Annotated in this window: 29 protein-coding genes; 18 read left to right on the forward strand and 11 right to left on the reverse strand. The window is 66.4% G+C overall.

The genetic code is table 11. The features are described from left to right. Positions 1-52: 52 nt before the first annotated feature. From NUW50_RS02190 to hypE, 16 genes are all read left to right on the forward strand, one after another. Positions 53-1,147, forward strand: a complete 1,095-nt coding sequence (locus NUW50_RS02190; RefSeq protein WP_258287419.1) for a hydrogenase small subunit — start codon at positions 53-55, stop codon at positions 1,145-1,147. 3 nt (positions 1,148-1,150) lie between these two features. Continuing rightward, positions 1,151-2,944 (forward strand): nickel-dependent hydrogenase large subunit, encoded by a 1,794-nt coding sequence (locus NUW50_RS02195; protein ID WP_258287420.1) that lies wholly within the window; start codon positions 1,151-1,153, stop codon positions 2,942-2,944. 12 nt (positions 2,945-2,956) lie between these two features. Further along, positions 2,957-3,160, forward strand: a complete 204-nt coding sequence (locus tag NUW50_RS02200) for a hypothetical protein (RefSeq protein ID WP_258287421.1) — start codon at positions 2,957-2,959, stop codon at positions 3,158-3,160. Positions 3,161-3,173: 13 nt separating this feature from the next. Continuing rightward, entirely contained in the window at positions 3,174-3,920 is a 747-nt protein-coding gene (gene cybH / locus NUW50_RS02205; RefSeq protein ID WP_258287422.1) for a Ni/Fe-hydrogenase, b-type cytochrome subunit, read from the forward strand. Positions 3,921-4,203: 283 nt separating this feature from the next. Then, positions 4,204-4,812, forward strand: coding sequence for a HyaD/HybD family hydrogenase maturation endopeptidase (locus tag NUW50_RS02210; RefSeq protein ID WP_258287423.1), 609 nt, complete (start codon positions 4,204-4,206; stop codon positions 4,810-4,812). Positions 4,813-4,816: 4 nt separating this feature from the next. Further along, positions 4,817-5,137, forward strand: coding sequence for a HypC/HybG/HupF family hydrogenase formation chaperone (locus NUW50_RS02215; protein WP_258287424.1), 321 nt, complete (start codon positions 4,817-4,819; stop codon positions 5,135-5,137). Positions 5,138-5,149: 12 nt separating this feature from the next. Further along, entirely contained in the window at positions 5,150-5,533 is a 384-nt protein-coding gene (locus NUW50_RS02220) for a hydrogenase accessory protein (RefSeq protein ID WP_258287425.1), read from the forward strand. A 12-nt stretch (positions 5,534-5,545) separates the two neighbouring features. Beyond that, entirely contained in the window at positions 5,546-6,388 is an 843-nt protein-coding gene (locus NUW50_RS02225) for a hydrogenase expression/formation protein (RefSeq protein ID WP_258287426.1), read from the forward strand. Continuing rightward, positions 6,385-7,179, forward strand: a complete 795-nt coding sequence (gene hybE, locus NUW50_RS02230) for a [NiFe]-hydrogenase assembly chaperone HybE (protein WP_258287427.1) — start codon at positions 6,385-6,387, stop codon at positions 7,177-7,179. Before NUW50_RS02225 ends, hybE begins: the two co-directional genes overlap by 4 nt. A gap of 66 nt (positions 7,180-7,245) precedes the next feature. After that, a complete protein-coding gene (locus NUW50_RS02235; protein WP_258287428.1) occupies positions 7,246-8,085 on the forward strand; it encodes a hydrogenase expression/formation protein HupK in 840 nt (279 codons plus the stop codon). Beyond that, positions 8,078-8,419 carry a hydrogenase maturation nickel metallochaperone HypA gene (hypA, locus tag NUW50_RS02240; RefSeq protein WP_258287429.1) on the forward strand — a complete coding sequence of 114 codons (342 nt, stop codon included), beginning with the start codon at positions 8,078-8,080 and terminating at the stop codon, positions 8,417-8,419. Before NUW50_RS02235 ends, hypA begins: the two co-directional genes overlap by 8 nt. Continuing rightward, positions 8,419-9,234 (forward strand): hydrogenase nickel incorporation protein HypB, encoded by an 816-nt coding sequence (hypB, locus tag NUW50_RS02245; RefSeq protein ID WP_258287430.1) that lies wholly within the window; start codon positions 8,419-8,421, stop codon positions 9,232-9,234. Before hypA ends, hypB begins: the two co-directional genes overlap by 1 nt. Beyond that, entirely contained in the window at positions 9,231-10,712 is a 1,482-nt protein-coding gene (locus tag NUW50_RS02250) for a sigma-54-dependent transcriptional regulator (protein WP_258287431.1), read from the forward strand. The genes hypB and NUW50_RS02250 overlap by 4 nt, the downstream gene beginning before the upstream one ends. A gap of 3 nt (positions 10,713-10,715) precedes the next feature. Next, positions 10,716-11,006, forward strand: coding sequence for a HypC/HybG/HupF family hydrogenase formation chaperone (gene hypC, locus NUW50_RS02255; protein WP_258287432.1), 291 nt, complete (start codon positions 10,716-10,718; stop codon positions 11,004-11,006). Then, positions 11,003-12,136 (forward strand): hydrogenase formation protein HypD, encoded by a 1,134-nt coding sequence (gene hypD, locus NUW50_RS02260; protein ID WP_258287433.1) that lies wholly within the window; start codon positions 11,003-11,005, stop codon positions 12,134-12,136. Before hypC ends, hypD begins: the two co-directional genes overlap by 4 nt. Before the next feature lies 1 nt (position 12,137). Next, positions 12,138-13,181: a hydrogenase expression/formation protein HypE gene (hypE, locus tag NUW50_RS02265; RefSeq protein ID WP_258287434.1), complete on the forward strand. Its 1,044-nt coding sequence runs from the start codon at positions 12,138-12,140 to the stop codon at positions 13,179-13,181. A gap of 91 nt (positions 13,182-13,272) precedes the next feature. Here hypE and pdxY read toward each other — a convergent pair whose 3' ends face one another. Both pdxY and NUW50_RS02275 read right to left on the reverse strand, forming a co-directional pair. Next, the gene (gene pdxY / locus NUW50_RS02270; RefSeq protein ID WP_258287435.1) at positions 13,273-14,121 is read right to left on the reverse strand and encodes a pyridoxal kinase; all 849 of its coding nucleotides are present in this window, start codon (positions 14,119-14,121) and stop codon (positions 13,273-13,275) included. After that, positions 14,118-14,798 (reverse strand): MOSC domain-containing protein, encoded by a 681-nt coding sequence (locus NUW50_RS02275; protein WP_258287436.1) that lies wholly within the window; start codon positions 14,796-14,798, stop codon positions 14,118-14,120. Before NUW50_RS02275 ends, pdxY begins: the two co-directional genes overlap by 4 nt. A 690-nt stretch (positions 14,799-15,488) precedes the next feature. Between NUW50_RS02275 and NUW50_RS02280 the strand changes: the two genes are divergently transcribed. Then, positions 15,489-15,617, forward strand: coding sequence for a hypothetical protein (locus tag NUW50_RS02280; protein ID WP_258287437.1), 129 nt, complete (start codon positions 15,489-15,491; stop codon positions 15,615-15,617). Positions 15,618-16,030: 413 nt separating this feature from the next. Continuing rightward, positions 16,031-16,936: a dihydrodipicolinate synthase family protein gene (locus NUW50_RS02285; protein WP_258287438.1), complete on the forward strand. Its 906-nt coding sequence runs from the start codon at positions 16,031-16,033 to the stop codon at positions 16,934-16,936. Positions 16,937-16,967: 31 nt separating this feature from the next. On the opposite strand, the gene NUW50_RS02290 is transcribed toward NUW50_RS02285, so the two are convergent. The 9 genes from NUW50_RS02290 to NUW50_RS02330 all read right to left on the reverse strand — a co-directional run bounded on the left by NUW50_RS02290 (position 16,968) and on the right by NUW50_RS02330 (position 25,459). Then, positions 16,968-17,729 carry an SDR family NAD(P)-dependent oxidoreductase gene (locus NUW50_RS02290; RefSeq protein ID WP_258287439.1) on the reverse strand — a complete coding sequence of 254 codons (762 nt, stop codon included), beginning with the start codon at positions 17,727-17,729 and terminating at the stop codon, positions 16,968-16,970. After that, a complete protein-coding gene (gene dgoD, locus NUW50_RS02295; RefSeq protein ID WP_258287440.1) occupies positions 17,729-18,892 on the reverse strand; it encodes a galactonate dehydratase in 1,164 nt (387 codons plus the stop codon). Before dgoD ends, NUW50_RS02290 begins: the two co-directional genes overlap by 1 nt. A gap of 2 nt (positions 18,893-18,894) precedes the next feature. After that, positions 18,895-19,911: an ABC transporter permease gene (locus NUW50_RS02300; protein ID WP_258287441.1), complete on the reverse strand. Its 1,017-nt coding sequence runs from the start codon at positions 19,909-19,911 to the stop codon at positions 18,895-18,897. Between the two features lie 3 nt (positions 19,912-19,914). Next, positions 19,915-20,715, reverse strand: a complete 801-nt coding sequence (locus tag NUW50_RS02305) for an ATP-binding cassette domain-containing protein (RefSeq protein ID WP_258287442.1) — start codon at positions 20,713-20,715, stop codon at positions 19,915-19,917. 64 nt (positions 20,716-20,779) lie between these two features. Continuing rightward, the gene (locus NUW50_RS02310; protein WP_258287443.1) at positions 20,780-21,787 is read right to left on the reverse strand and encodes a sugar ABC transporter substrate-binding protein; all 1,008 of its coding nucleotides are present in this window, start codon (positions 21,785-21,787) and stop codon (positions 20,780-20,782) included. 183 nt (positions 21,788-21,970) lie between these two features. After that, positions 21,971-22,561, reverse strand: coding sequence for a rhodanese-like domain-containing protein (locus tag NUW50_RS02315; RefSeq protein WP_258287444.1), 591 nt, complete (start codon positions 22,559-22,561; stop codon positions 21,971-21,973). A 100-nt stretch (positions 22,562-22,661) separates the two neighbouring features. Beyond that, a complete protein-coding gene (locus tag NUW50_RS02320; protein WP_258287445.1) occupies positions 22,662-23,243 on the reverse strand; it encodes a TetR/AcrR family transcriptional regulator in 582 nt (193 codons plus the stop codon). A 129-nt stretch (positions 23,244-23,372) separates the two neighbouring features. After that, entirely contained in the window at positions 23,373-23,819 is a 447-nt protein-coding gene (locus tag NUW50_RS02325) for an SRPBCC family protein (protein ID WP_258287446.1), read from the reverse strand. Positions 23,820-24,064: 245 nt separating this feature from the next. Beyond that, positions 24,065-25,459, reverse strand: a complete 1,395-nt coding sequence (locus tag NUW50_RS02330; RefSeq protein ID WP_258287447.1) for a helix-turn-helix domain-containing protein — start codon at positions 25,457-25,459, stop codon at positions 24,065-24,067. Positions 25,460-25,482 lie beyond the last annotated feature (23 nt).

The following is a 25,482-nucleotide window of genomic DNA, read 5'->3' on the forward strand; positions in this document are numbered from 1 at the left end:
CAGACCGCACGCCAGGTGCTGAGTCACAGGTGGCCAGACGGAGGAGATATCAGTGGCAGCCATTGAAACCTTTTATGACGTGATGCGCAGGCAAGGCATCACACGGCGCAGTTTCATGAAGTATTGTTCGCTGACGGCATCGGCTCTCGGGCTGGGGCCCGCCTTCGTGCCGAAGATCGCCCATGCGATGGAGACCAAGCCGCGCACGCCGGTGATCTGGGTGCACGGGCTGGAATGCACCTGCTGCTCGGAGAGCTTCATCCGCTCGGCCCATCCGCTGGCCAAGGATGTGGTGCTGTCGATGATCAGCCTGGACTACGACGACACGCTGATGGCCGCCGCCGGGCACCAGGCCGAGGCCGCGCTTGAGGACACGATCGAGAAATACAAGGGCAACTACATCCTCGCCGTCGAAGGCAACCCGCCGCTGAACGAGGACGGCATGTATTGCATCATCGGCGGCAAGCCCTTCGTCGAGCAGCTGCGCCACGCCGCCGAGCATGCCAAGGCGATCATCAGCTGGGGCGCCTGTGCATCCTACGGCTGCGTGCAGGCCGCCAAGCCGAACCCGACCCGGGCGACCCCGGTGCACAAGGTCATCATCGACAAGCCGATCATCAAGGTGCCCGGCTGCCCGCCGATCGCCGAGGTCATGACCGGTGTCATCACCTACATGCTGACCTTCGACCGGCTGCCCGAACTCGACCGGCAGGGGCGTCCCGCGATGTTCTATGGCCAGCGGATTCACGACAAGTGCTATCGCCGGCCGCATTTCGACGCCGGCCAGTTCGTCGAGGCCTGGGACGACGACAACGCGCGCAAGGGCTACTGTCTCTACAAGATGGGCTGCAAGGGGCCGACCACCTACAATGCCTGTTCCACGGTCCGCTGGAACGAGGGTGTCAGTTTCCCGATCCAGTCCGGCCACGGCTGCATCGGTTGTTCCGAGGACGGGTTCTGGGATCAGGGCTCGTTCTACAATCGCGTCACCGACCTGACCCAGTTCGGGGTCGAGAAGAACGCCGATCAGGTGGGCATGGCCGCCGCCGGTGTCGTCGGGGCCGGCGTCGCCGTGCATGCCGCCGTTTCGGCATTGAAGGCCGCCCAGAAGAAATCGCAATCGCAACCGAGCAAGGAGGAGGTCTGAGTCATGGTCGTGCAGACACCGAACGGATTCAATCTCGACACCTCCGGGAAGCGGATCGTCGTCGACCCGGTGACCCGGATCGAAGGCCACATGCGCTGTGAAGTGAACGTGGATGACGAAGGCTACATCCGCAACGCGGTCTCGACCGGAACCATGTGGCGCGGGCTGGAAGTGATCCTGAAGGGCCGCGACCCGCGCGACGCCTGGGCCTTTACCGAGCGCATCTGCGGGGTCTGCACCGGCACCCATGCGCTGACCTCGGTCCGCGCGGTGGAGGATGCGCTTGGCATCACCATCCCCGAGAATGCCAACTCGATCCGCAACATCATGCAGCTGAACCTGGAGATTCACGATCACATCGTGCATTTCTATCACCTGCACGCGCTGGACTGGGTCAATCCCGTCAATGCCCTGCGCGCCGATCCCAAGGCCACATCCGAATTGCAGCAGGCGGTCTCTCCCAGCCACCCGCTGTCCTCTCCCGGGTATTTCCGGGACGTTCAGAACAGGCTCAAGCAGTTCGTCGAAAGCGGACAGCTGGGCCTGTTCAAGAATGGCTACTGGGACAACCCCGCCTATCTGCTTCCGCCCGAGGCCGATCTGATGGCCACGACCCACTATCTGGAGGCGCTCGACCTGCAGAAGGAGGTCGTCAAGATCCACACGATCTTCGGCGGCAAGAACCCGCACCCGAATTGGCTTGTCGGCGGGGTGCCGTGCCCGATCAACGTGCACTCCACCGGCGCGGTCGGCGCGATCAACATGGAGCGGCTGAACCACGTCTCGTCGATCATCGACAAGTGCATCGAGTTCAACAAGAACGTGTATCTGCCGGATGTCGTCGCGATCGGCGGGTTCTACAAGAACTGGCTCTATGGCGGCGGCCTGAGTTCGCAATCGGTTCTCGCCTATGGCGACATCCCCGAGAACGCCAATGACTTCTCCCCCGAACAGCTGCATCTGCCGCGCGGGGCGATCATCAACGGCGACCTGACCACGGTGCATGATGTCGATGTCCGGGACCCCGAGCAGATCCAGGAATTCGTGGACCACTCGTGGTACGAATATGCCGAGAAGGGCAAGGGCCTGCATCCCTGGGACGGCGAAACCCAGGCCAAGTTCGAGCTGGGCCCGAACCTCAAGGGCACCCGCACCAATATCGAGGAGATCGACGAAGGCGCGAAATACAGCTGGATCAAGGCGCCCCGCTGGCGCGGCAACGCGATGGAGGTCGGGCCGCTGGCGCGCTACATCGTGGGCTATGCCAAGGGGCACGAGGACATCACCGAGCAGGTCACGGGTCTGCTCAGAACGATGGACCTGCCGGTCGAGGCGCTGTTCTCGACGCTTGGGCGCACCGCCGCGCGGGCGCTGGAGGCTGAGTATTGCGGGCGTCTTCAGAAGCATTTCTTCGACAAGCTGGTGACCAATATCAAGAACGGCGACGAAAGCACCGCGAATGTCGCCAAATGGGACCCCAAGACCTGGCCGAAGGAAGCCAAGGGCGTGGGCATGACCGAGGCCCCGCGCGGCGCCCTTGGCCACTGGGTCCGGATCAAGGACGGGCGGATCGAGAACTATCAATGCGTCGTGCCCACCACATGGAACGGTTCGCCCCGGGACAGCCAGGGCAACATCGGCGCCTTCGAGGCCAGCCTGATGAACACCAAGATGGAACGCCCCGAGGAACCCGTCGAAATCCTGCGCACCCTGCACAGCTTCGATCCCTGCCTGGCTTGCTCCACCCATGTCATGTCGCCGGACGGTGACGAGCTGACCACCGTGAAAATCCGCTGAAGGAGCGTTCCGATGAAACACGCAATGACAGTCTACCTCCTCGGTGCCGGTGCCGCCCTTGCCCATGGCGGGCACGAGGAAGCGATCGAGCAGGGCGGGGCCCATTGGCTGACGGCGGGCGATCACCTGATCGTCCTGCTGCTGGCCGGCATTGTGCTCGGGATCGGTGTCCGTTCGGTGCTGCGTCGCAAGGTCGCCGCGTCGAAGCGGGCATGAGAGGAGCGGTGACATGACCGATATCTCTCCACAGCCCCTTGCGGGCACCGACGCGAACCCCGGGGATCTGACCCATGTGGCGCGGCAGACCAGCGTCTATGTCTATGAGGCGCCGGTGCGGCTGTGGCACTGGATCAATGCGGCCGCCATCACGATCCTCTGCCTGACGGGCTATTTCATCGGCTCGCCGCCGCCGACCATGATCATCTCCGAGGCGGCCCATCAGTTCGTCTTCGGCTACATCCGCTTTGTCCATTTCGCGGCGGGCTGGGTGCTGGCCATCGGCTTCCTCGGCCGCATCTATTGGGCGATCTTCGGCAATCACCATGCGCGACAGATGTTCTACCTGCCGATCTACAGCGGCACCTGGTGGCGCGAGGTGTTCTTCGAAGTCCGCTGGTATCTGTTCCTGGAGAAGCAGCCCAAGAAATACGTCGGCCACAACCCGCTGGCGCAGCTGGCAATGTTCTGCTTCATCACCCTGGGCGTCAGCTTCATGATCCTCACCGGCTTCGCGCTCTATGCCGAGGGTCTGGGTCACGGCAGCTGGGCGGATGCGATGTTCGGCTGGGTCGTGATGCTGGTGGGCGGCAACTCGATGCTGCTGCACACCTATCATCACCTGGGCATGTGGTGGATCACGATCTTCATGATCATCCACATCTATGTAGCGATCCGCGAAGACATCATGAGCCGGCAGTCGATCGTGTCGACGATGATCTCGGGCATGCGGACCTTCAAGGACGACGATCCGGACTAGCCGCGGGAGGAAGCCGGACTTGTTGGGAAGCGGGCGCGAGTCGCCCGCTTCCTGCTTTCTGGAAGATAAGTGTCCATTTTGGAGGCCATTCGGCAGGTTGGTGTCCGGCCCTGTTCCTTCGATGTGCTGCGTTGGGCCTAAAATATTAATGAAAACAGTAGCTTGAAAAAATTCTCGCCAGCTGTGCCTTTGTTGATTTCACCGCGTTCTGGCGAAGTTACTCTCATTTCAACGACGAACCGGAAAGATGCTATCCGGTCAAGGACGGTCAGGGAGGGCAAACATGACGCAAGCGGCACTCGTCCTGGGTATCGGAAACGTTCTCTGGGCCGATGAAGGGTTCGGGGTGCGCTGTGTCGAGACGCTGGCCGAGAAATGGGCCTTCGGGGACAACGTGCGGATCCTCGATGGCGGCACCCAGGGGCTGTATCTGCTGCCGTTTCTGGAAGAGGCCGACATTCTCGTCGTCTTCGACGCCGTTGACTACGGGCTGGAGCCCGGCACGCTGAAGATCGTGGAAGGCGACGCGGTTCCCCGCTTCATGGGGGCCAAGAAGATGTCGTTGCACCAGACCGGCTTTCAGGACGTGATCGCGACCGCCCAGCTGATGGGCTACTGCCCCGAGACGCTGATCCTGATCGGTTGCCAGCCGGCCGAGATCGAGGATTACGGCGGCGGGCTGCGCGAAGTCGTGGCGGCCCAGATTGCCCCGGCCATCGACATCGCATTGGAAAAGCTGCGTGCTCTCGGCATCCATGCCAGGCCGGGCCGTGGTGACGATCGCTTGCTGGCCGACCCCGCGATCCTGCGGCAGGCCTATGAAGAGGGACGCCCCTCGCCCGAGGCGGCATGCCGCACCGGCGACGACCGTTTCTTTCCGGCGGCGGATTAGGGCCATGTGCGTCGGAATCCCCATGCAGCTCCTGTCCATCGACGGCATCGCCGGCCATGTGACCAACGGCCGGGATGACGAGTTGATCGACCTGTCCCTGACGCCCGATGCGCGGGTCGGCGACTGGCTGCTGATCTTTCTGGGCGCGGCCCGCGAAGTCATCTCCGAGGACGAGGCGCAAAAGATCACAGCCGCCTTGGGCGGCCTGCAATCGCTGATGCAGGGCGGCGCTCTGGGGGATGCCTTTGCCGATCTCGAAGACAGTGGCCCACGCCTGCCCGCCCACCTGCAAGCCGCGCTCGACGCCGGCGAGACAACGGCCTGAGGAGAAACCGAGATGACCCATCCGCTTGTCACCCGTCTGACCACCGAACTCGGCTGGCGCAACCTGACGGACATGACCGGAATTGCCGAATTCATCGAGGCGCCCGGTGTGCATGTTCTCTTCGTGCCCGGTGATGCCTCCCGCAACCTGGAGACCCCCGACGTGGCGGTGATCCTGCCGGAACTGCACATGGCCTTTCAGGGGCGCTTCGACTGCGCCGTGGTCGATGATGCCGTGGAAGCCGAAGTGCGCGAACGGTCCGGGGTCTTCAAGACGCCCAGCCTGATCTTCTACCGCGAGGGCGAGTTGATCGGTGCCATCCCCAAGGTTCGCGACTGGTCGGAATATGTCCAGCGTATCTCGCAGATCACCGCCCAACCAATCGCCGCCGAGTGAGGAGCCGCCCCGATGACAACCCCCTTCATGATGCCGCCCGCAGGTTTCGGCCCCGGCTCGCAGCCTCTGGCCGAGGATGACGAGAAACTGGAATACATGCCGTTGCCGCGCGACATGCGCACCTATGTGCCGCATGTGCCCGAAGTCGCCGGCCTTGCCGGTGACGTGACGCCGGCGCTCGACCTGTTGCGGAGGGTCGCGGCGGCCTGTGCCACGGCCGCCCAAACCGGAGAGACGGCGCAGTTCGGTCTGGAAGGTCTCGACCCGGCCAGCCTGCAGGTCATCAAGGAGACATTGGGCGAGGGCGAAGTCGCCGCAAAGGTTCGCGCCGTGCCCGCGATCGCGGTGCAGGAAAGCGTCTTTGCCGGCGTCTGGCGGCTGAGCGGCGTGGGCGTCGATTGCATCGAGGTCGCGCCGGTCCCCGGTTGCATGACCCGCGACGCCTTCGCGCCGCGCCGGAACGCGCTGCTGGCCAAGGCACCGATGGCCCCCGGGGTGGTGAACGCGCCACCCCTGCTGGTCGAGCTGCGCGACAAGTCCGCGAGCTGGAAGCCCGGGGCCGATCTGCACGTCGTGAACCTCTCGCTTCTGCCCCATACCGAGGAAGACCTGGTCTGGCTCGATCAGGCCCTGGGCGAGGGTGCCGTCACCATCCTGTCGCGCGGCTACGGAAATTGCCGGGTCACGGCGACGGCGCTGCCGCATGTCTGGCGGGTGCAGTTCTTCAACTCGATGGATGTGCTGATTCTGGACACCTTCGAAGTGACCGAGATCCCCGAAGTGGCGCTTGCCGCCCCCGAGGACCTCTCCGACAGCAGCGCCCGTATCGGCCAGGTGATCGAGGCGATCTCGTGAGCGGGTTCGAAGGCAGCTTCCTGGGCGCGAGCGACAAGATCAGCGCCAAGGCGGTCATGGAATGCAAGATCTGCTGGACGCCCTATGATCCGGCGGTGGGCGACGAATACCGTCAGGCGGAACCCGGCACCTCGTTTCTGGATCTGCCGCATGACTGGTCCTGCCCGAATTGCGGCGCGCCCAAGGAACAGTTCATGGTGCTGGAAGACCCCGGCTCGGTGGCGGCCGCCGAGGCGGAGCGGATCGACGAGGTGACCGCCCGGCTGGTCGCCGAGTTCCGCGAAATCTGGCATTCCAAGATGCGCGACGTCCCGATGGTCAACAAGATGCTCTCGGTCGAGGCGGTCGGCTTCCGTATCGAGCAGGGTCGCCCGCTGGGCGTGCTCCTGTCGCCGTGGTTCATGAATCTGATCCTGCTGCCGGCCGAGGACGAGGACTGGAGTGCACTTGTGCCGGGGGCCAAGGAGATCATCGCCTTCCCCTCGGGCGACTACGAGTTCATCCACAACACGCGGCCGATGATCGGCGGCTACAAGGCCTGCTCGCTGTTCTCGCCGATGAGCGAATTCCAGAGCCAGATGCAGGCGGTCGAGGTGGGGCGCGCGGTGATGGCGGCGCTCTTCGATCCCGAGAACCGGGCCGAGACCGACCGCGCCGCCGACATCCGGGCTGCCCGCGAGGCCGAACTGGCCCCGCCGGAACCGGAGGAAGACACCCCGGCCCTGCCTGCAAACCCCACCCGTCGCGCCGTCCTGACAGCAGGTCTGGCGGATGGCGCGGCAGAGGGCTGATGAATGCTTGACCGGCCCGTCAATGCCCGATGCACCCTGCAGGCCGAGCGGTCGCAACCGCTGCCGGTGGAGGCGCTGATCCTGGGCAAGCCGGTCGAAGAGGCGGCCGAGTTGCTGCCGCGCCTGTTCAACCTGTGCCGCACGGCGCAAAAGGTCGCGGCCCGCATGGCCTTTGGTCTGCCGCTCGGTCCCGAGGATGCCGGGCAGGTGCGACTGGAAATCCTGCGCGAGCATCTCGTCAGGTTCTGCCTGAAGCTGCCGGGCCATTTCGGCACCGGCGCGGCGCCGTTTCCCGACGGCTGGCAGACCGGCGGGGCTGCCGCACGCCTCGCGCTTTTCGGCCCGCGCGGGGCCCTGCCCGAAACCCCTGCCGAACTGGACGCGTTTCTGGACGCGGGCCAGGGCATTGCGCCGGTCCTGACCCGGGTGCGGGATTGCTTTGCGCCGGGCGAAGCCTGCAGCGGGCATCTGCCGGATGTCGATCTGTCGAATGCTCTGGACGTGGCGCCGCTCGAGAATTCGGTCGCGGGACGGCAGGCGCGGAATCCCGTCCTGCTCGCGATCGAGGAGCGGTTCGGGCGCGGTCCCTTCTGGCGGGTGGCGGCGCGGGCCTATGATGCGCAGGATTGCATGAATGGGCGCATGCCCCGGCTTGTCAGCCCACGGCCCGGCGTCGCCATCGTCCCCGCCGCGCGCGGCACCTATGCCATCGCTGCCAGGGTGGAGGCGGGTGTTGTCACCGCCTTCCACCGGGTCACGCCCACCGATCACCTGCTGGCGCCGGGCGGCGTTCTGGACCGGAGTCTGGCCAGCTTGCCCGCGAGGAAGGCTGGTATGGCCGCGCTTCTTCTGGATATCCTCGACCCGTGCTCGCCCGTGCGCCTGAGGGAGCTGGATCATGCATGAGATGTCGATCTGCGAAGGAATTCGTGGCGTGATCGAGGACCAGGTGCGCGCCCATGAGGTGACCCGGGTCACGCGCGTGCGGCTGGAACTGGGCCGTTTCGCGGGGGTCGAGAAGGACGCGCTGCATTTTGCCTTTGACGTCGTGATGCGCGGATCGGTCGCCGAGGGGGCCGAACTCGTCACCATCGACCTGCCGGGGCGCGCACTCTGCTATGATTGCGGGGTCGAGGTGGAGATCGATCACCGGCTTGACCCGTGCCCGGACTGCGGTGGCGGCAAGCTGTTGCCGCAAGGCGGCGATGAAATGAGGATCAAGGACCTGGAGGTGGCCTGATGTGCACGACATGCGGATGCGGAGACGGTGAGGTGAAGACCGGAGGTCACAGCCATGACCACCACCATCATCATCACCACCATGACCATGGCCTGCATTTCGGCCATGGCCCGGCCGGGGTCGAGGTGCCCGGCATGTCGCAGGAGCGGCTGATCGAGATCGAGACCGACATCCTGTCCAAGAACGACCGCTATGCCGAGGCCAATCGCGCCCTGCTTGCGGCCCGCGGTGTTCTGGCCCTGAACCTCGTCTCGTCACCCGGCTCGGGCAAGACGACGCTTCTGTGCAAGACGATCGAGGCCCTGGGAGATGTCCCCGTCGCCGTGATCGAAGGCGATCAGCAGACCGAGAACGACGCCGACCGTATTCGCGCCACCGGTGTTCCGGCCATTCAGGTCAACACCGGCAAGGGCTGCCATCTGGACGGCCATATGGTTGGCCATGCGATGGAGCATCTGCCGCTGGAACCCGCTTCGGTGCTGTTCATCGAGAATGTCGGCAATCTGGTCTGTCCGGCCGCCTTCGACCTGGGCGAGGCCTGCAAGGTCGCGATCCTGTCGGTGACGGAAGGCGAGGACAAGCCGCTGAAATATCCCGACATGTTCACCGCCGCCCGGCTTGCGATCCTGAACAAGATCGACCTGGCCCCGCATTGCGACGTGGACCTCGACCTCTACGAGGCCAATCTGCGCCGGGTCAACCCCGAGATCGAGATACTGCGGGTCTCGGCCCGCACCGGCGAGGGCATGGCGGACTGGACGAACTGGCTGCGCGGCGCCCTTGCCGATCTTGTAAGGGTCGAGGCGGCGGAATGAGCACGCTGCCCACCATCCTGCTGGTCGATGACGAGGAGCACTCTCTGGCCTCGATGCGGATGGCGCTGGAGGATGATTTCGACTGCATCACCGCGACCTGTGCCGAGGACGCGACGCGGTTGATGGAGGAGAATTTCGTCCACGTCATCTTCTGCGACCACCGGATGCCGGGAAAGACCGGGGTCGAGTTCCTGAGCGAAGTCCGCGAGAAATGGCCCGAGACGGTGCGCATCATCATCACCGGCTATACCGAGACCGCCGACATGATCGCGGCGATCAACGATGCGGGCATCTATCAGTTCCTGACCAAGCCCTGGCATCCCGATCAACTGGTCATGGCGGCCCGGAACGCCAGCCGGCTGTTCAAGCTGACCCGTGACTACGACCGCATGTCGCTGGAGATGCGCTTCCTGGGGCGCACGGTCGAGAACAAGCTCGAAAGCCGCCGCAAGAGCCTGCGCGAAGGGCTGGGGTTCGAGAATGTCCTGCGTGCTTCGAACTCGCCTCTGAACGCAACGGTGGAACAGGCCCGGCAATATGCCAGCTTCGATGTTCCGGTCCTGATCACCGGCGAGCCGGGCACCGGCAAGGCGGAACTGGCGCGCGCGATCCATTACTCCTCGTTGCGCTCGGATCACGCCTTCTACGAAATCAACTGCGCCGGCATGTCGGACGAGTTGCTGATGGTCGAACTGCTCGGCGCCAAGCGCGGTGCGCTGCCCGGGGTGCCCAGCAACAAGGTCGGCCTGTTGCAGAAGGCCGACCGCGGCACGTTGTTCCTGAACGGTGTCGATACGCTCAGCCCGCAGATGCAGATGATCCTGCTTCGGGTCGCGACGGAAGGCAGCTTCCAGCCCCTCGGCGGCCACGAGGTCCTGACCACCAACACGCGGCTGCTGACCGGGGCTCATTCGGACCTTCTGCGGGCGGTCGAGTCGGGCCGGTTCCGAAACGATCTCTACTATGCGCTGGCCATCACCGAACTCGGCGTGCCGCCGCTGCGCGCCCGGATCGAGGACCTGCCGATCCTGGCGCAGCACATGCTGTTCGAACTGGGATCGCATCATGGCAAGGCGGTCCGGGGCCTGTCGGAACTGGCGATCGAGTTCCTCTCCAACTATGACTGGCCAGGGAACCTGCGCGAACTCGAGAACGAGCTGACGCGGATGCTGATCGCGGCCCAGGACGTCCTGCTCGGCCCCGAGTTGATCTCGCGCCATATCCTTCAGGCCGATCCTTCCCTGACCCAGCGAGACGGCAGCGCAGAGGCGGATGTGCTGGCCGGCGAGGGCACGCTGAAGGACCGCGTCGAGATGGTCGAGATGCGGATCCTGCGCGAGACGCTGACACGCCTGAAATGGAACAAGAGTCGTGCCGCTGCCGAACTGGGCCTTTCGCGTGTCGGCCTGCGGGCCAAGCTGGACCGTTACGGAGTCTGTCAACCCGGCAAGATCAATGCCGAAAACGAGGAAGATTGAGCCATGTGCCTGGGAATTCCCGGACAGATCGTCGAGATCACCGATGCAGATCGCCTGATGGCCATGGCCGAGGTTTCCGGCGTGCGGCGCGAGGTGAACGTGGCCTGCATCATGGACGGCCCGCTCGAGTCGCTGATCGGCGCCTGGGCCCTGATCCATGTCGGGTTCGCCATGAGCCTGATCGACGAGGACGAGGCCGCAAAGACGCTGGAGGCGCTGCGCGGTCTGGGCGAGGCCCAGGAAACGCTGGAAGCCATGGCACAGGGTGAAGCTGCTCTCGAGGGATCGCTATGAGATATGCCGAGGAATTCCGCGACCCGAAGGCGGCGAGAGCCCATCTGGACGCGATCGAACGCCTGGTCGACGAGATCGGAGCGACGGCAGAGAAGCCGGTGCACATCATGGAAATCTGCGGCGGGCATACCCATGCGATCTTCCGCTACGGGCTCGACCGTCTGACACCGCCGGGGATCGAGTTCATCCACGGCCCCGGCTGCCCCGTCTGTGTCCTGCCGATGAGCCGGATCGACGAGTGCGTCGAGATTGCCGAGCGGCCCGAAGTCATCTTCACGACCTTCGGCGATGCCATGCGGGTGCCCGGCTCGCGCAAGTCGCTGCTTCAGGCCAAGGCGGATGGCGCCGACATCCGGATGGTCTATTCGCCGCTGGATGCTCTGGAAATCGCGCGCCGCAACCCGGATCGCGAGGTCGTCTTCTTCGGTCTGGGGTTCGAAACCACCACGCCGTCAACCGCGCTGTCGATTCAGCAGGCGGCGCGCGAGGGGCTGGAGAACTTCACCGTCTTCTGCAACCACATCACCGTTCCGCCGCCGATCAAGGCGCTGCTGGACGATCCGCACATGGTGCTCGACGGTTTCGTCGGGCCGGGCCATGTCTCGATGGTCATTGGCATCCATCCCTATGATTTCATTGCCGAAGACTACGGGAAGCCGATTGTCGTGGCGGGGTTCGAACCGCTCGATCTCCTGCAATCGGTGCTGATGGTGCTGGAACAGATCCGCGACGGCCGGGCCGAGGTGGAAAACCAGTATTCCCGCGTCGTGCCCGAGAACGGCAACCCGGTCAGCCTGGCGGCCATAGCGGATGTCTACGAGGAACGCCCGTCATTCGAATGGCGGGGCCTGGGCGAGATCGACGCCAGCGGCCTGCGCATCCGTGACCACTACAGGGACTTCGATGCCGAAGCGAAATTCGGCGTCGGCTACGGCGCCGGTATGCGCTCGGTGCAGGAGCCGGAAGGCTGCGCCTGCGGCGAGGTCATGACGGGGCGCATCAAGCCCTTCCAATGCCCGCAATACGGCAAGGGCTGCACGCCCGAGATGCCGCTCGGTGCGCTGATGGTCAGTTCCGAAGGGGCCTGCGCGGCCTATTTCCAATACGGCGCGATCGAGGCGGCGGAATAGGATGCCGACGTCCGTCAAGCCTTCCCGCCTGCGCGGCGATCGCGTGACGCTGGCCCATGGCGGCGGCGGCAAGGCGATGCGCGACCTGATCGAAGATGTCTTCACCGATGTCTTTCATCCTCCGGGGGACGAGGATCAGGCGCGGCTGATGTCCGAGGCGCTGCGGGAACCGGGGGCGCAACTGGCCTTCACCACCGACAGTTTCGTGGTCTCTCCGGTCGAGTTTCCGGGGGGCGATATCGGCAAGATCGCGGTCTGCGGCACGGTCAACGATCTGGCCGTCGGCGGCGCGCAGCCGCTCTGGCTCTCGGCAGCCTTCATCATCGAGGAAGGATGCGAGATCGCGCTGCTGCGCCGCATCGTCGCCTCGATGCAGGCCGAGGCGGAGAAGGCCGGCGTGCGGATCGTGACGGGCGACACCAAGGTGGTCGGCAAGGGCCAGGCCGACAAGGTCTTTGTCACGACCGCCGGCGTGGGGGTGATCCCGCCGCAACGCGACATGCGTGCCGACCGGATCCGGCCGGGTGACATTGCGATCGTGAACGGTGTGCTGGGCGACCACGGCGCCGCCATCATGGCTGCGCGCGGAGACATGGCGCTGACGACCGATCTGAAATCGGATTGCCAAAGCCTGAACGCATTGATCGAGGCCGCCATCGCGGCGGCTCCCGATCTTCGGGCGGCACGGGATGCGACGCGGGGCGGGCTGGCCTCGGCCCTCAACGAACTGGCCGCGGCCTCCGGCGTCGGGATCGAGTTGGACGAGGCTGCCCTGCCGCTGCGGACAGAGGTGAAGGGCGTCTGCGAAATCCTTGGGCTCGATCCCCTCTATCTGGCGAACGAGGGCACGCTGGTCCTCTTCGTCCCGCCGGACCAGGCCGAGGCCGCATTGGCTGCCATGCGGACGACCCCGGCCGGGCAGGGGGCGGTTGCCATCGGCAAGGCGCTCGAAGGCCCGCCGGGGCGCGTGACCCTGCGGACGCTGTTCGGCGGGCAGCGGCTGGTCGACATGCTTGTCGGAGAGCAGCTTCCGCGGATTTGCTGAAGGCGCAGGGCGACACTGCTGACGAAGGAGAAAGCCCGCGGCATCCGGCGCAAGCATGACGTGATCCGGCTTCGGCCCGGCTCAGGCCGGCCTACTCGGTGCCGAGCTTCAGAAGCGCACGGCGGAATCCGGCCCCGCTCAACACCACCTCGTCCGCGCCGAGTTCCTGCGCATCGCGGAGCGCCCGGGCGGTAAGGGCCTGCGCGACATCGACGGCGCGGGGAAGTTCCGTCCCGGCGCCGAGCCCCGCCACGACCAGCCCGGCAAAGAGATCGCCGGTGCCGGGAAGGGCGACGGGCAGATGCTCGGTCGGGTGGCGGCTGTGGCCGTGGGGGCCGAGGATGACCGATTCGATCTGGCCGGCGGGGGTATCCTGCAACCGGCACCCGGTGGTGATCAGCTGCGCCCCGGCCGGCATCCGCAACGCCTCGCGGGCGTTTTCCAGATCGGCGAGCGTGGCGACCTCGCAGCCCGTGAGCCAGCCCAGCTCGAAGGGATTCGGTGTGGCGATGTCCGCCATCGGCACCAGACGGTCGCGCATGATCCCGGCAATGGCTTCCGGCACATAGAGCCCCGGATGCTCGTCGCCCAGCACTGGATCGCAGATGTATCTGAGGGCAGGGTTCGCCTGCCGGGCCTCGGCCACGAAATCCGCCACCAGCCCGGCCACCTCGGGCGAGCCGATATAGCCGGTGACAAGGAAATCCGCGCGTTCGGGAAGGCCGCGTTCCCGTGCGCCCAGCAGCAGGTCCGCGAAGAGTTCGGGCGGCATGGCCCGGCCGCGCAGGGTCGGATGATGCGGCGTGTTCGAGAAAAGGACGGTGGGTATCGGCGCCACTTCCAGCCCCGCCGCCTGCATCGGAAACAGGGCGGCCGAGTTGCCCACATGGCCGAAGACCACCTGGCTCTGGATCGAGATCACGAAGGGCGGTCTTGTCATGTCTCGCCGTCCAGCCTCTTGCTCCAGTCCTCGACCCGGCCGCTCTGGAGGCGGCGGCGGGCGTGCTTGCGCCAGCCTTCGGCCAGAACCTCGAGCGCGGCCATGCCTTCGAGTTCCGCCTTGTTCAGCCGGTCGACATAGAGCGCCTGCCAGAGACGCTGCAATGTCCATTCGGGGGCGGCACGTTCGACCAGTTCCAGGCGGTCGCCCGGCGCCACCTCGCCGCTTTGCAACACGCGGTAGTACCAGCCGGTGCGCCCGGACCTCTGCACCCGGCGCGACATGTCCGGCACGCCGAAGCGGCGGTTCAGTTTCCAGCAGGGTTGCCGGCCCTGCGAGACCTGCAGGACGGCCGACCCTAGCCGGAAGACATCCCCGACCGCGATGCTCGCCTCGGTCAGGCCGCTGGTCGAGATGTTCTCGCCGAATGCGCCCGGCGCGCCCAGCAACGGCAGTGCGCCCAGTTCGGCCGCCCAGGTCGGGTAGTGATCGTACGGGTAGTGATGCACCGCCTTCTCGACACCGCCATGCGCCCGCAGGTCCGCCTGTTCGTCACCTTCGAACCCCTCGGGGCCAAGGGGCAGGGGGCGGTCCACCGGGCGTTTCGCGATTCCGCTGAGGGCCTTGCTGTCGGGCAGCGGTGCGGTCCGACCTGTCAGAAGCGTGATTTGGTACATTTTCATATCCAGAACATGGGGTCGGCAACACCGGCCCGGACCACGCGGCCATGATCGGGGAAGCTGATTCGAAGGGCTCCGGACAAGCGTTGCACCCATGGCGGCGCCGAAGGACAATACAGGGCACTCGGCCAAGCGCAATCAGCAAGCCCGAGAGCGGCTTGCCCCGGTCAGAATGCCGCGCGGCGGCGGTGATCTTCAGTCGAAGTCTTGCGGGCAGCGATGCGTCCGTTTCCCGCCCGGCGTCCGGGCGCGCCGGCAGGGCGGAAATGGCCCGTCAACGGGCCGCGCGGACCGGTCCGAAACGATTGTCTTGTTCGCGGACAATGACTGTTTCCTCGCAACCGCGGATCGCCGGTTGACCCTGGTGGTAAGTATGACTAATCTAGCATTAGTAAAACTAATTAGCGTATCGAGTGTTCGGGTAGCGTTCTGCAATTGTTGAAAAGTGATTTCAACTAAGGGGGGGATGGTGACAGTCGGATAGTTGCCATTGATGGCGGCGGCCTTGATGCCGGAGAGATCCGGTGATGGTCGCCGTCCCCTGAATCCACATCTACTGTGCCCGTTTCGGGCGCGAGAACTGCTGATAATCGCGGCGGAGTCATCCACCTGGCGAAACCTTCGGGTGCGCCGCCGCCTGACTGAAGACAGCGGCACATGTAGCTGCCGCCCAAATTGATTGTGAATATGAAACCCGATTATCTGGACGACCGCGCGGCAAGAATTCTCAATACCCTGCTGCGCCCTCCCTATGCACGCGAGATGATTTGGGTTGTGCTCTATCTTCTTGCGATGTGCGTCGGGATGCTGCACTGACACCAGCCCCGCGCGGGCAACTGGCCCTGCAAATGGTGGCGGACCGGTCGTGATCCGGGCAGATCGCGCCTCGGCAAGCGGGGCTTCCGCATGGCATTTCCGAATGCCGCTGCACCCTGGACCCCGCCATCTGGCGGGGGACGCCGCCTTTGCGGCGCCTTTCCCCCGACGCCACCGTCCTGCGGCCGGCCCGGCCTGCCGCATGGAGGCTCCGCTCTGATGATTGCCCTCGAACCTCTCCGCCGATCGGCTTAAGCATTGGCAGGAGGGAGGAGGCCGCATGTCCTTGGGAAACCGACCGGCGGCCCGGCGGTGCCGGGTCCGACAGGCGCCGGAACCGTGGCGCTCCATGTTCAGCTTCCCGGGGCGCCGCCCATGGCTGCGCCGGGACGCATGCCATCAGAGGTAACCAAATGACCGACATCCAGACGGCGCTCCGCGGCATATCCGGGATCCTGGTGACGCCCTTCGACAGCGACGACCGGCCCGATCCGGCGCGGCTGTCCCCGATCATCGACCGGGCGGTGCAGGCCGGTGTCCACGCGCTGACCGTCAACGGCAACACCGGAGAGTTCTACGCCCTGAGCGCCGAGGAGGCGCTGACCATGGCCCGCAGCGTGCCCGAACTTGTCGCGGGCCGTGCGCCGGTGATCGCCGGGGTGGGGCGCAGCCTTGGCGAGGCGCTGGCGCTGGCCAGGGCCTCGGCCGCGGCCGGGGCTTCGGCGCTGATGATCCACCAGCCGCCGGACCCTTTCGTGTCGCCGCGCGGCCTGGTGGACTATGTCGCCCGGATCGTCGGCGCCGGCGATGGCCTGCCGGTGGTGCTCTATCTGCGCAACGACGCCATCGGCACCGAAACGATCGCCCGGCTCTGCGCGATCGAGGGCGTGCTCGGGGTGAAATGGGCGACGCCGAACCCGATGAACCTGGTCCGCGCCATCGCGGCGGCGCCGGAGGGCGTCACCTGGGTCGCCGGGCTGGCCGAGGTCTGGGCCCCGCCGCTCTATGCCGTCGGTGCGCGGGGCTTCACCTCGGGGCTGATCAACGTCTGGCCGGAACGCTCGATGGCGATCCACGCGGCGCTGGACCGGGGCGACTACGGAGAGGCGAACCGGCTGATTGCCGAGGTGCGGGTGTTCGAGGACATCCGGGCCGAGGAACAGAACGGCGCCAATGTCTCGGGAGTGAAATGGGCGCTGGCCGCGAGCGGGCAGGATTGCGGCCCGGCCCGGCCGCCGGCGGCCTGGCCGCTGACCGCGGATCAGCAGCGGCGCCTGGGCGGGTTCCTGCAGGCCAACGGGCTGGCCGCCGGGAAGTGACCGGCCGGGGCAGGGCGGCGGGAGCGCCGGATCAGCCGGCAAAGCGGGCCGTCAACCCGCCATCCGCGAACCAGTTCGCGCCGGTGATGAAAGAGGCCTCGTCCGACAGCAAGAAGGCCGCGACATTGGCGATCTCGGCCGGCTTGCCCATGCGTCCCATCGGATGCGCCGCGATCACCTGCTCGCGCAGCGCCGGGTCGTGTTTGTCGAAGAACTCCTGGACCAGAAAGGTCTCGGTATAGCCGGGGGACAGGGCATTCACCCTGATCTGGTGCTGTCCCAGGTCGAGCGCCATCGAGCGGGTCATGCCGACCAGCCCCGATTTGGCGGCGGCATAGGGGAACATGCCCTTGTAGGTCATCTCGGAATGGACAGAGGCGATGTTGACGATGGCCCCGCGCCGCGCCGCGATCATCCCGGGCAGCACCGCCCGCGCGACCAGCCATGCGGCCTTGAGGTCGACGGCGAAGACGGCGTCCCACTCCTCTTCGGTCATCGCCACGATATCGGCATAGGTGTTGCGCCCGGCATTGTTGACCAGCCCGGTCACCGGGCCGAACCGTTCGCCGGCCGCGCTGACCGCCGCGTCGATGTCCCGGGCCGAGGTCACGCTGCCTTCCGAGAAATGGCACCGCGCGCGCCCGACCTCGTCGAGCAGCGCCTCGCCGCCCTTGGCGTCCATGTCGATGATCGAGACCGAGGCGCCTTCGGCCAGCGCCTTGCGGACGATCGCGGCGCCGATTCCGCGGCTGCCGCCGGTGACCAGCACATGATGATCCTTGAGCCTGTCCATCACCAATCCGCCACGCTGCCGTCGGGATGGAACCACTGCGGTGGCTGCACATCGACATAGGGGTGACGGGCGGCGGCGTCGAAATCGATCTCGACGCCGATGCCCGGGGCCTGGCTCGGCACGACATGCCCATCGACGATCGGCGTGACCCCCGACACGATCTCGTCGCGCCAGGGCACGTCCGACTTCATCACCTCCTGGATCAGGAAATTCGGCGTCGCAAAGCCCATGTGGATGTTGACCATGGTGGCGATCGGGCCCAGCGGATTGTGCGGCGCCATGCTGACCCCGAAGGTGTCGCAGAGCGCCGCGATCCGCCGCACCTCGGTCAGCCCGCCGGCGTGGCAGACATCCGGCTGGGCGATGGCAATGGCGCCGGACTGCAACAGGGGCAGGAACTCGCGCCGATGCACCAGCCGCTCGCCCGCGGCAATCGGGATCGCCGTCGAACGCGCCACCTGTGCGGTGCCTTCCCAGCTTTCCGGCTGGCAGGGTTCCTCGATGAACCAGGGCCGATAGGGGGCAAGCGCGGCGGCATATTGAATCGCCATGGCCGCGGTCGTGCGGCCATGCAGATCGACCATGATGTCCATGTCGTCGCCGGCACCCTCGCGCGCTGCAGCCATCAGGTCTTCGGCATGGGTCAGCGCCGCCAGCCCGTCCAGCGGCGCGGTGCGGCCGACGGCCAGGATCTTCACCGCGGTGAAGCCCTCGGCCCGCGACTGCGCCGCCTTCTCGGCGAAGGAGGCCGGCAGCGCATCGTCATAGACCGCGTCCGAGCTTCCGCCGCCCAGGTGGTCGTACATCCGCAGCCGATCCCGGGTCAGGCCGCCCAACAACTGCCACAGCGGGATGCCCAGATCCTTGGCCTTGAGGTCGTGCAGCGCCTGGTCGATCCCCGACAGTGCCGACATCGTCACGATCCCGCCCTTGAAGAACGGATGCCGGAACATGATCTGCCACAGATGCTCGATGTTGCGCGGGTCCTGGCCCAGGATCAGCAGCGACAGATCCTCGATGGCGCCGACCACCGCGCGGGTCTGGAACTCCAGCGTCGCCTCGCCCAGACCGAACAGGCCCGGGACATCGGTCTCGACCTGGACGAAGATCCAGTTCCGCAGCCGCGCATTCACCACCTGGGTGTGGATTGCCGTGATCTTCATGGCTACCGCCCGGTGATCGACTGGCGCCGGATCCGGCGGTCGATGATGGTCTGCAGCACGACCGAGACGACAATCACCGTGCCGAAGGCCAGCTGGGTGTAGAAGGCGTTGATGCCGGCCGAAACGATCCCGGCGTTGATCGCGCCGATGATGAAGGCCGCGACGAAGGAGCCGACGACCGATCCGGTGCCGCCGAAGACCGAGGTCCCCCCCAGGAACACCGCCGCGATGGTGAGCAGCAGGAAGCCGTCGCCCATCGTCGGCCAGAAGTAATAGCCGTAGATCGAGGTCATCATCCCGGCAAAGACCGAACAGACGCCGACCAGCATGAAGGCGCGCATCTTGACCGAGACCGTGTTGATCCCCATCAGCCGGGCGCTGGTCGGGTTGTCGCCGACAAGAAACACATGCGCGCCGAAGCGGGTCCGGTTCAGCAGCAGCCAGAGGCCGATGCAGGCGAGGATCATCCACAGGGTCTGGATCGGAATGCCCCAGAGCGGCTCGCGGAACACCGCGTGAAGGCCCGGGTAATCCTGTGCGGTCAGCGGCACGCCGGACCCGTTCATCAGCACCAGTTCGAGGCCGCGATAGAGAAACCAGGTGCCGATGGTGATGACCAGTGAGGGGATGTTCAGCTTTGCCACCAGCAGCCCGTTGATCGCGCCGCAGACCGCCCCGGTCAGCAGGCCGAGGATCATCGCGACCGGCACCCCGACCCGCTCCACGGTCAGGCAGAAGATGGCGGTGCCGAGCGCCATGACCGAGGGAAAGCTTAGGTCGATCTCGCCGGTGATGACCACGAAGGTCAGCGCCAGGGCGATCAGGCCGAACTGCGGGGTCGACTGCATGAAGGCCAGATAGATGTTGCCGTTGGTGAACACCGCGGGCGCCGCCGCGACGAAGGAGAGCCAGAGCGCGATGCCGACCCCGATGATGCCCAGCTGGCTGCCGTGGCGGCGCAGAAGGGACGGTGGCGAAACCCGGTTGTCGGCCGGCTTCGAAGTGCTTGTCTCGGCCATGATCTACTCCATCGATCCGGACCGGGCGACGCGGTACAGCCGGTCGATCAGGTCATCCATCGTGATTTGCGATTTGTCGTAGACGCCCGCGACCTTGCCGCGGTCGAGGACATAGAGGCGGTCGACCACCGGATAGACATGGAAGATGTTGTGGTCGATGAAGATGGCGGACTTGCCGGCCTTCTTGATGTTGCTGACGAAGTCGAGCGTCTTCCTGGTCTCGGTCAGCGACAGGCCCACGGTCGGTTCATCCAGGATCACCAGCTGGGCGTCGAAATAGAGCGCGCGGGTGATCGCCACCCCCTGCTTCTCGCCGCCCGACATGGTGGTCACGACATTGTCGGGATGCACGGCGGCCGAGGTGAAGCCCATATGCTCCTTCATCAGCCGGGCGCATTCCTCCCGCATCCGGTGCACGTCGAGAAGGCCCCATTTGTTGCGCAGCTCGCGGCCCATGAACATGTTGCGCCAGATCGGCTGCTTCTCGCAGAGCGCGCGTTCCTGATAGATCGTCTCGATCCCGAGATTGCGGGCCCGTGCGACCGACCAGTCGCTGATCTGCTTGCCGTGGAAATAGATTTCGCCGCCTGGATCGGGCCGGTGAAACCCCATCACCGTCTTGACCAGCGTCGACTTGCCGGCGCCGTTGTCGCCCAGAAGGCCCACGATCTCGCCGGGACGAACCGCGAAATCGATGTTCGACAGTGACCGAACCTCGCCGAAGGTCTTCGAAACCTTGCGCAGTTCTATGACCGGTGTGTCCGCTGCCGATGCGGCTGCGGGAGCTGTTGCGGCTGCTGCCATCATGTCCTCGTCGGAAATGCGGGCGGGCCGTCGGCCCGCCCAGTCAGGGAGTGTCTCACCCGGTTCAGCGGACTTCGATGGCCGCCAGCGGTGCCACGGCGGCGACGTTGGTCTTGTCGACGAACGCTCCGGCCGTGTTGATGTCGAGACCGGAGAAGCCGTATTTCTTGGTCAGGCAGATGTTGAGGATCGGCAGATAGCCCTGCAGGAAGGGCTGCTGGTCGATGACCAGGCTCTGGTAGCCGTTCTCGATCGCCTGGGCGGTGTTGGGGGACATGTCGAACCCGGCGAAATAGACCTCGCCGGGCTCCAGACCGGCGGCCTGCGCGTAGACGCCGACATTCGCGGTCAGCCCGCCATGGTCGGTGACCACGATCTTGATCCCCGGATTGGCCCCCATGACGCCGACGAAGGTGGCGGTTCCGGCGTTCGGGTCGGCGTTGGTCGCGGCGTCGATCTCCTGGTAGATGATCTTGGCGCCGGCCTCGGTGAAGGCATCGAGCACGCCGACGGTGCGCTGTCCGCGGTCGCCGCCCTGGCCCTTGAGACCCCAGACGAACACCTCGTCGCCCTCTTTCAGGCCGGTCCGCTTGGCCGCTTCCGCCGCCAGCGCGTGGCCGGCGTCATAGTTCGGCGCACCGACGAAGCCGAAACCCTGTGGCCCGTATTTCTCCTGGCTCGCCCGCAGGGCCGTGTTCAGGGTGGTGAAGATGATGCCCTGGTCATAGGCCTGCTGCACGACCGGCCCGGTGGCGTCCTCGCCCGCGAAACCGTAGGTCGCGATGCCATCGACGCCGGTCGCCACCGCCTGCTGCATCTGGGTCAGCATCTTGTTCGGGTCCCAGTCCGAGAAATAGTAGGTGACCTTGGGCCCCAGATCGAGTTCCGCCTGGCGGAAGCCGTTGTAGACATTGTTGGCGAAGACACCGCCCTGCGGTCCGCCCGGGAAGGCGGCGATGGTCACGCCTTCGCACCAGCGCGGCGCGGGATCGAATGCGAATGCGCCGCTGGTTCCCGCCAGCATGAGGGCTGTGGCCCCCATCAGATTGCGCGTGAAGTGATTGGATTTCATGATTTCCTCCCTGAGTGTCGGCCAGTGTGGCGCCTGCCGGCTCCCCTCCGGCGAAGGGGATCGTAAGGGGACAGGAAGAGAAGTGTAAAGCGCAATGCAGCCTTTGCGCGCCATGGCCGTGGGAAAGACGCCTGCAGGTGGTGTTTGCTGCAGGGCGGCGTCATCCGCCGCCCGGCGTTTCGCCTATTCGGCGCCGGTCACGGTCAGGCCGAGAAGGCGCCAGACCTGCATGCCGTCGCGGTAGTAATGGATCTGCTCGGCGGGGTATCCGGCCTCGATCATGTTGCGGATCGCGGTGGGCGACTGGCCGCACCAGGGGCCGTTGCAGAACAAAGCCACCGGCTTCGCCGCGCTGCAGTCCCATCCGTCGAAATCCGGCTCGCAGCCCAGCCGGGCCAGTTCGTCGACCACATAGGTATAGGGAATGTTGATCGCGCCGGGGATGGTGCCGCCGGCGAACCAGTCCGGGGTGCGGCTGTCCACCACCACGGCCTCGGGGTCCTGCAGCATGGCGATCAGCTCCAGTTCTCCGATCGTGGTAACGCCCTCGGCGGGGCTGTGCGGCTGGATGCAGAAATTCGGGCAGGGGCGCGAGGTCAGCGCCCAGTCGCCGCCGATCCGGTTGCCGGTATCCTGAATGCGGCTGATCTCGACCGTGCCATTCGCGGTCGGGACGGTAACGCTGGGCATGTCCTTGGTGATGCCGACCGCATCCTCCGCCAGCGCCGCGCCGCCGGCCAGTGTCAGGGCGAGCGTCCAGGCAAGTGTCTTCATCGGATGGTCCTCCAGTGGAATGCGCGTTCCGGGACAAGCCTAGCCTCGGAACGGCACCCCGTCACTGCCGCGGACCCCGGTGAGCGTCGGGCCGTGCGGGTCAGCCCGGCGGCAGGCCGCAGGCCAGCCGGCCGGCGCGCAACAGCCCGGCGATGCGGGCATCATAGCCGCTGTCCGGCCCCAGTTCGGCGATCAGCGCCCAGAGTGCCACCGCCTGCCAGGCCGCCGCGCCCGGGTCCAGGACCCGGCTGCGCGGCAGGTCGCGGACCGCCGCCAGGATCGCCGTCGTCAGGCTCTCGGCCAGCTGGTCCAGCCACTCGTCGCGCAGCTTGCGCACCGCAGGCAACCGCCCGTATGGGCCGGCGGCGGTGCTCATCAGAAAGCACCCGGCCCAGTCCCGGCCCCGGGTCTCGGCCTCCAGCCGGTCCCAGAAGGCCAGCAGCGGCGCTGCGCCGGGCGGGCTCAGCCGGTCCAGGCCGGCCTGCAGAACCTGCGCCCGGTAGTGCCGCAGGGTGTCCAGCACCAGCGCATCCTTCTCGGGCCAGAGCGCATAGAGCCGCTTGCGGTTCAGCCCCGTTGCCGAGACGATTTCCGGATAGGTGGCCCGGTCCGCGCCCCGGCGCCAGAACAGGTCCATTGCCGCCTCGACGGCGGCATCGCGTCGGGTCTTGCCCAGTGTCATTCCGTTCCGTCCCAGGTCCGGCCGGGTCGTCCCGGCTCTGTCGTGCAGTTCCTAGAATCCCCGACCGCCCGGGGAAAGCCCGTTGCCCGGCGGTCTCTGCCCGCCGCAGGGGCCGCGCGGGGCCGGGGTTCAGCCGGCCTCGACCTCGGACTTGAATTTCTCGAAGAAGGCATCGGCCATCTTGCGGGCAAAGCCGTCGATCAGCCGCGATCCCAGCTGCGCGATCTTGCCGCCGACCTTGGCATCGACGGCATAGGTGAGTTCGGTCCCGCCGTCCTCGGCATCGGTCAGCTTCACATCGGCGCCGCCCTTGGCAAAGCCGGCGATCCCGCCGGTGCCTTCACCGGCGATCCGGTAGCTTTCGCCCTCGACCACGTCCGACAGCACGACCTTGCCCTTGAAGGTCGCCGAGACCGGCCCGACCCGCTGCTTGACCACCGCCTCGAAACCTTCCTCCGGTGACCCTGTCAGTTCCTGGCATCCCGGAATGCAGGCCTTCAGCGTTTCGGCGTCGTTCAGCCGTGCCCAGACGGTGGCGCGGTCGGCGGCGATGGTGCGGCTGCCGGTCAGTTCCATGGTCAAGTCTCCCAGTTCCCAGGCCCCGTCTCGGGCCGCGGCGGCGGCAGGGGCGTCAGGGCTTTCTAGAAGCGATCCCGAAACCCGTAAAGCGCCAAACGCGCCGGGGCCGGCCGAATGTCCCCCCGGTCCCCTTCCATGACCTTCCGCAGCCCCCGCCGGCGGGGTCCGGGACGCCGTGACGACAGTGCTAAAGCTGGATCGGGAGCTTATGCATGGCGTGCCGAAGGACCCGGCCCGCGCCGCTACTCGATCCCGTAGGGCAGGGTGCCGCGCCGGTCCGGGTCCACCGTCAGCCGGCGTTCCAGTGGCGGGACCGAGCGTTGGTGGCAGTCGCGGCGCTCGCAGATTCGGCAGGAGATTCCGATCGGCTCGAACAGGCGCGGATTGTTCAGGTCGAGATCGTCGGCATAGCAGAGCCGCCCGGCATGGCTGACCTCGCAACCCAGCCCGATCGCATAGCGCGCCACCGGCGCGCCCCAGGAGCCGCCGCCCTTCGAGACATCGCGGGCCAGGCACAGGTAGCGCACCCCGTCCGGGGTCTCGGCCAGTTGACGCAGGAACCTGCCCGGGGTCTCGAAGGCCTGATGCACGTTCCACAGCGGGCAGGCGCCGCCGAAGCGGGCGAATTGCAGGCGGGTGGCGGAATGGCGCTTGGTGATCGTCCCGGCCTGATCGACGCGGACGAAGAAGAACGGAATGCCCTTGGCGCCGGGCCGCTGCAGGGTCGAAAGCCGATGCGCCACCTGCTCGATCGAGGCGCCGAAGCGGTCGGCCAGCCGCTCCAGATCGTGCCGGGTCTCTTCGGCGGCGGCCTGAAAGGCGGCATAGGGCATCAGCGCCGCCCCGGCGAAATAGTTGGCAAGGCCGATCTTGGCGATGGCCCGGGCCGCGTCGGACTGGAACCGGGCCAGGTCCAGCGTCGCCTCGAACAGCTTGTCCTGGGTCAGCAGCGCCACCTGGTGCAGCATTTGGAACCGCTGCGTGGCCTGGGACACGCGGCCCGACAGCACCAGCCGCCGGGTCTGCGGATCATAGCCGCGCATGTCGCCGCCGTCCCGGATTTCCACCTGAACCCGCAACTCGTCCAGCACCCGCCGCGCGGTCTCCATCACGCCGCCCTGCGCCGTCGGCCCTGTGGCAAAGCGTTCGGCAGCGCGGTCCACGGCGTCGATGTAGTTGTCGCAATAGTGGAAGAAGTCGCGCACCTCGTCCCAGGGCGAGGCGGCGCTGCCCGACCGGCCCAGGGCCTCGTCCAGCGAGGCCAGCCGCTCATGCGCCTGCCGATAGGCCCGGTGCAGGTCCAGGAAGGCCCGTGCCAGCCCCGGCGCGTTCGATGCGGTCAGCCGCAGGTCGGCCAGCGGCGGCGCGGCATCGGCAAAGACCGGGTCGGCCAGCGCCTCGCGCAGATCGCCCACCACCCGCTCGGCATCGCCGGCCCGCAGCTCGGTCACGTCCAGGCCGAACTCGGAGGCCAGCGCCAGCACCACCGTGGTCGAGACCGGGCGGTGGTTGTTCTCCATCTGGTTCAGATAGGGCAGCGAGACGCCCAGCTTGGCGGCAAAGACCTTCTGCGTCACGCCCAGCCGCATCCGGGTTTCGCGCAGCTTGGCGCCCGCGTAGAGTTTGCCTGTCGCCATGGTCGCCGTCCGATGCCCTGTTT

Origin of the sequence: Frigidibacter sp. ROC022, assembly GCF_024723735.1 — a bacterium.
GTDB lineage: Bacteria > Pseudomonadota > Alphaproteobacteria > Rhodobacterales > Rhodobacteraceae > SLM-1.

Coding starts and splice junctions, on each gene's coding strand:
- NUW50_RS02195 (WP_258287420.1), top strand. CDS start 1,151: ATGGTCGTGCAGACACCGAACGGATTCAATCTCGACACCTCCGGGAAG.
- NUW50_RS02200 (WP_258287421.1), top strand. CDS start 2,957: ATGAAACACGCAATGACAGTCTACCTCCTCGGTGCCGGTGCCGCCCTT.
- cybH (WP_258287422.1), top strand. CDS start 3,174: ATGACCGATATCTCTCCACAGCCCCTTGCGGGCACCGACGCGAACCCC.
- NUW50_RS02210 (WP_258287423.1), top strand. CDS start 4,204: ATGACGCAAGCGGCACTCGTCCTGGGTATCGGAAACGTTCTCTGGGCC.
- NUW50_RS02215 (WP_258287424.1), top strand. CDS start 4,817: ATGTGCGTCGGAATCCCCATGCAGCTCCTGTCCATCGACGGCATCGCC.
- NUW50_RS02220 (WP_258287425.1), top strand. CDS start 5,150: ATGACCCATCCGCTTGTCACCCGTCTGACCACCGAACTCGGCTGGCGC.
- NUW50_RS02225 (WP_258287426.1), top strand. CDS start 5,546: ATGACAACCCCCTTCATGATGCCGCCCGCAGGTTTCGGCCCCGGCTCG.
- hypA (WP_258287429.1), top strand. CDS start 8,078: ATGCATGAGATGTCGATCTGCGAAGGAATTCGTGGCGTGATCGAGGAC.
- hypB (WP_258287430.1), top strand. CDS start 8,419: ATGTGCACGACATGCGGATGCGGAGACGGTGAGGTGAAGACCGGAGGT.
- NUW50_RS02250 (WP_258287431.1), top strand. CDS start 9,231: ATGAGCACGCTGCCCACCATCCTGCTGGTCGATGACGAGGAGCACTCT.
- hypC (WP_258287432.1), top strand. CDS start 10,716: ATGTGCCTGGGAATTCCCGGACAGATCGTCGAGATCACCGATGCAGAT.
- hypD (WP_258287433.1), top strand. CDS start 11,003: ATGAGATATGCCGAGGAATTCCGCGACCCGAAGGCGGCGAGAGCCCAT.
- hypE (WP_258287434.1), top strand. CDS start 12,138: ATGCCGACGTCCGTCAAGCCTTCCCGCCTGCGCGGCGATCGCGTGACG.
- pdxY (WP_258287435.1), bottom strand. CDS start 14,121: ATGACAAGACCGCCCTTCGTGATCTCGATCCAGAGCCAGGTGGTCTTC.
- NUW50_RS02275 (WP_258287436.1), bottom strand. CDS start 14,798: ATGTACCAAATCACGCTTCTGACAGGTCGGACCGCACCGCTGCCCGAC.
- NUW50_RS02280 (WP_258287437.1), top strand. CDS start 15,489: ATGAAACCCGATTATCTGGACGACCGCGCGGCAAGAATTCTCAATACC.
- NUW50_RS02285 (WP_258287438.1), top strand. CDS start 16,031: ATGACCGACATCCAGACGGCGCTCCGCGGCATATCCGGGATCCTGGTG.
- NUW50_RS02290 (WP_258287439.1), bottom strand. CDS start 17,729: ATGGACAGGCTCAAGGATCATCATGTGCTGGTCACCGGCGGCAGCCGC.
- dgoD (WP_258287440.1), bottom strand. CDS start 18,892: ATGAAGATCACGGCAATCCACACCCAGGTGGTGAATGCGCGGCTGCGG.
- NUW50_RS02300 (WP_258287441.1), bottom strand. CDS start 19,911: ATGGCCGAGACAAGCACTTCGAAGCCGGCCGACAACCGGGTTTCGCCA.
- NUW50_RS02305 (WP_258287442.1), bottom strand. CDS start 20,715: ATGGCAGCAGCCGCAACAGCTCCCGCAGCCGCATCGGCAGCGGACACA.
- NUW50_RS02310 (WP_258287443.1), bottom strand. CDS start 21,787: ATGAAATCCAATCACTTCACGCGCAATCTGATGGGGGCCACAGCCCTC.
- NUW50_RS02315 (WP_258287444.1), bottom strand. CDS start 22,561: ATGAAGACACTTGCCTGGACGCTCGCCCTGACACTGGCCGGCGGCGCG.
- NUW50_RS02320 (WP_258287445.1), bottom strand. CDS start 23,243: ATGACACTGGGCAAGACCCGACGCGATGCCGCCGTCGAGGCGGCAATG.
- NUW50_RS02325 (WP_258287446.1), bottom strand. CDS start 23,819: ATGGAACTGACCGGCAGCCGCACCATCGCCGCCGACCGCGCCACCGTC.
- NUW50_RS02330 (WP_258287447.1), bottom strand. CDS start 25,459: ATGGCGACAGGCAAACTCTACGCGGGCGCCAAGCTGCGCGAAACCCGG.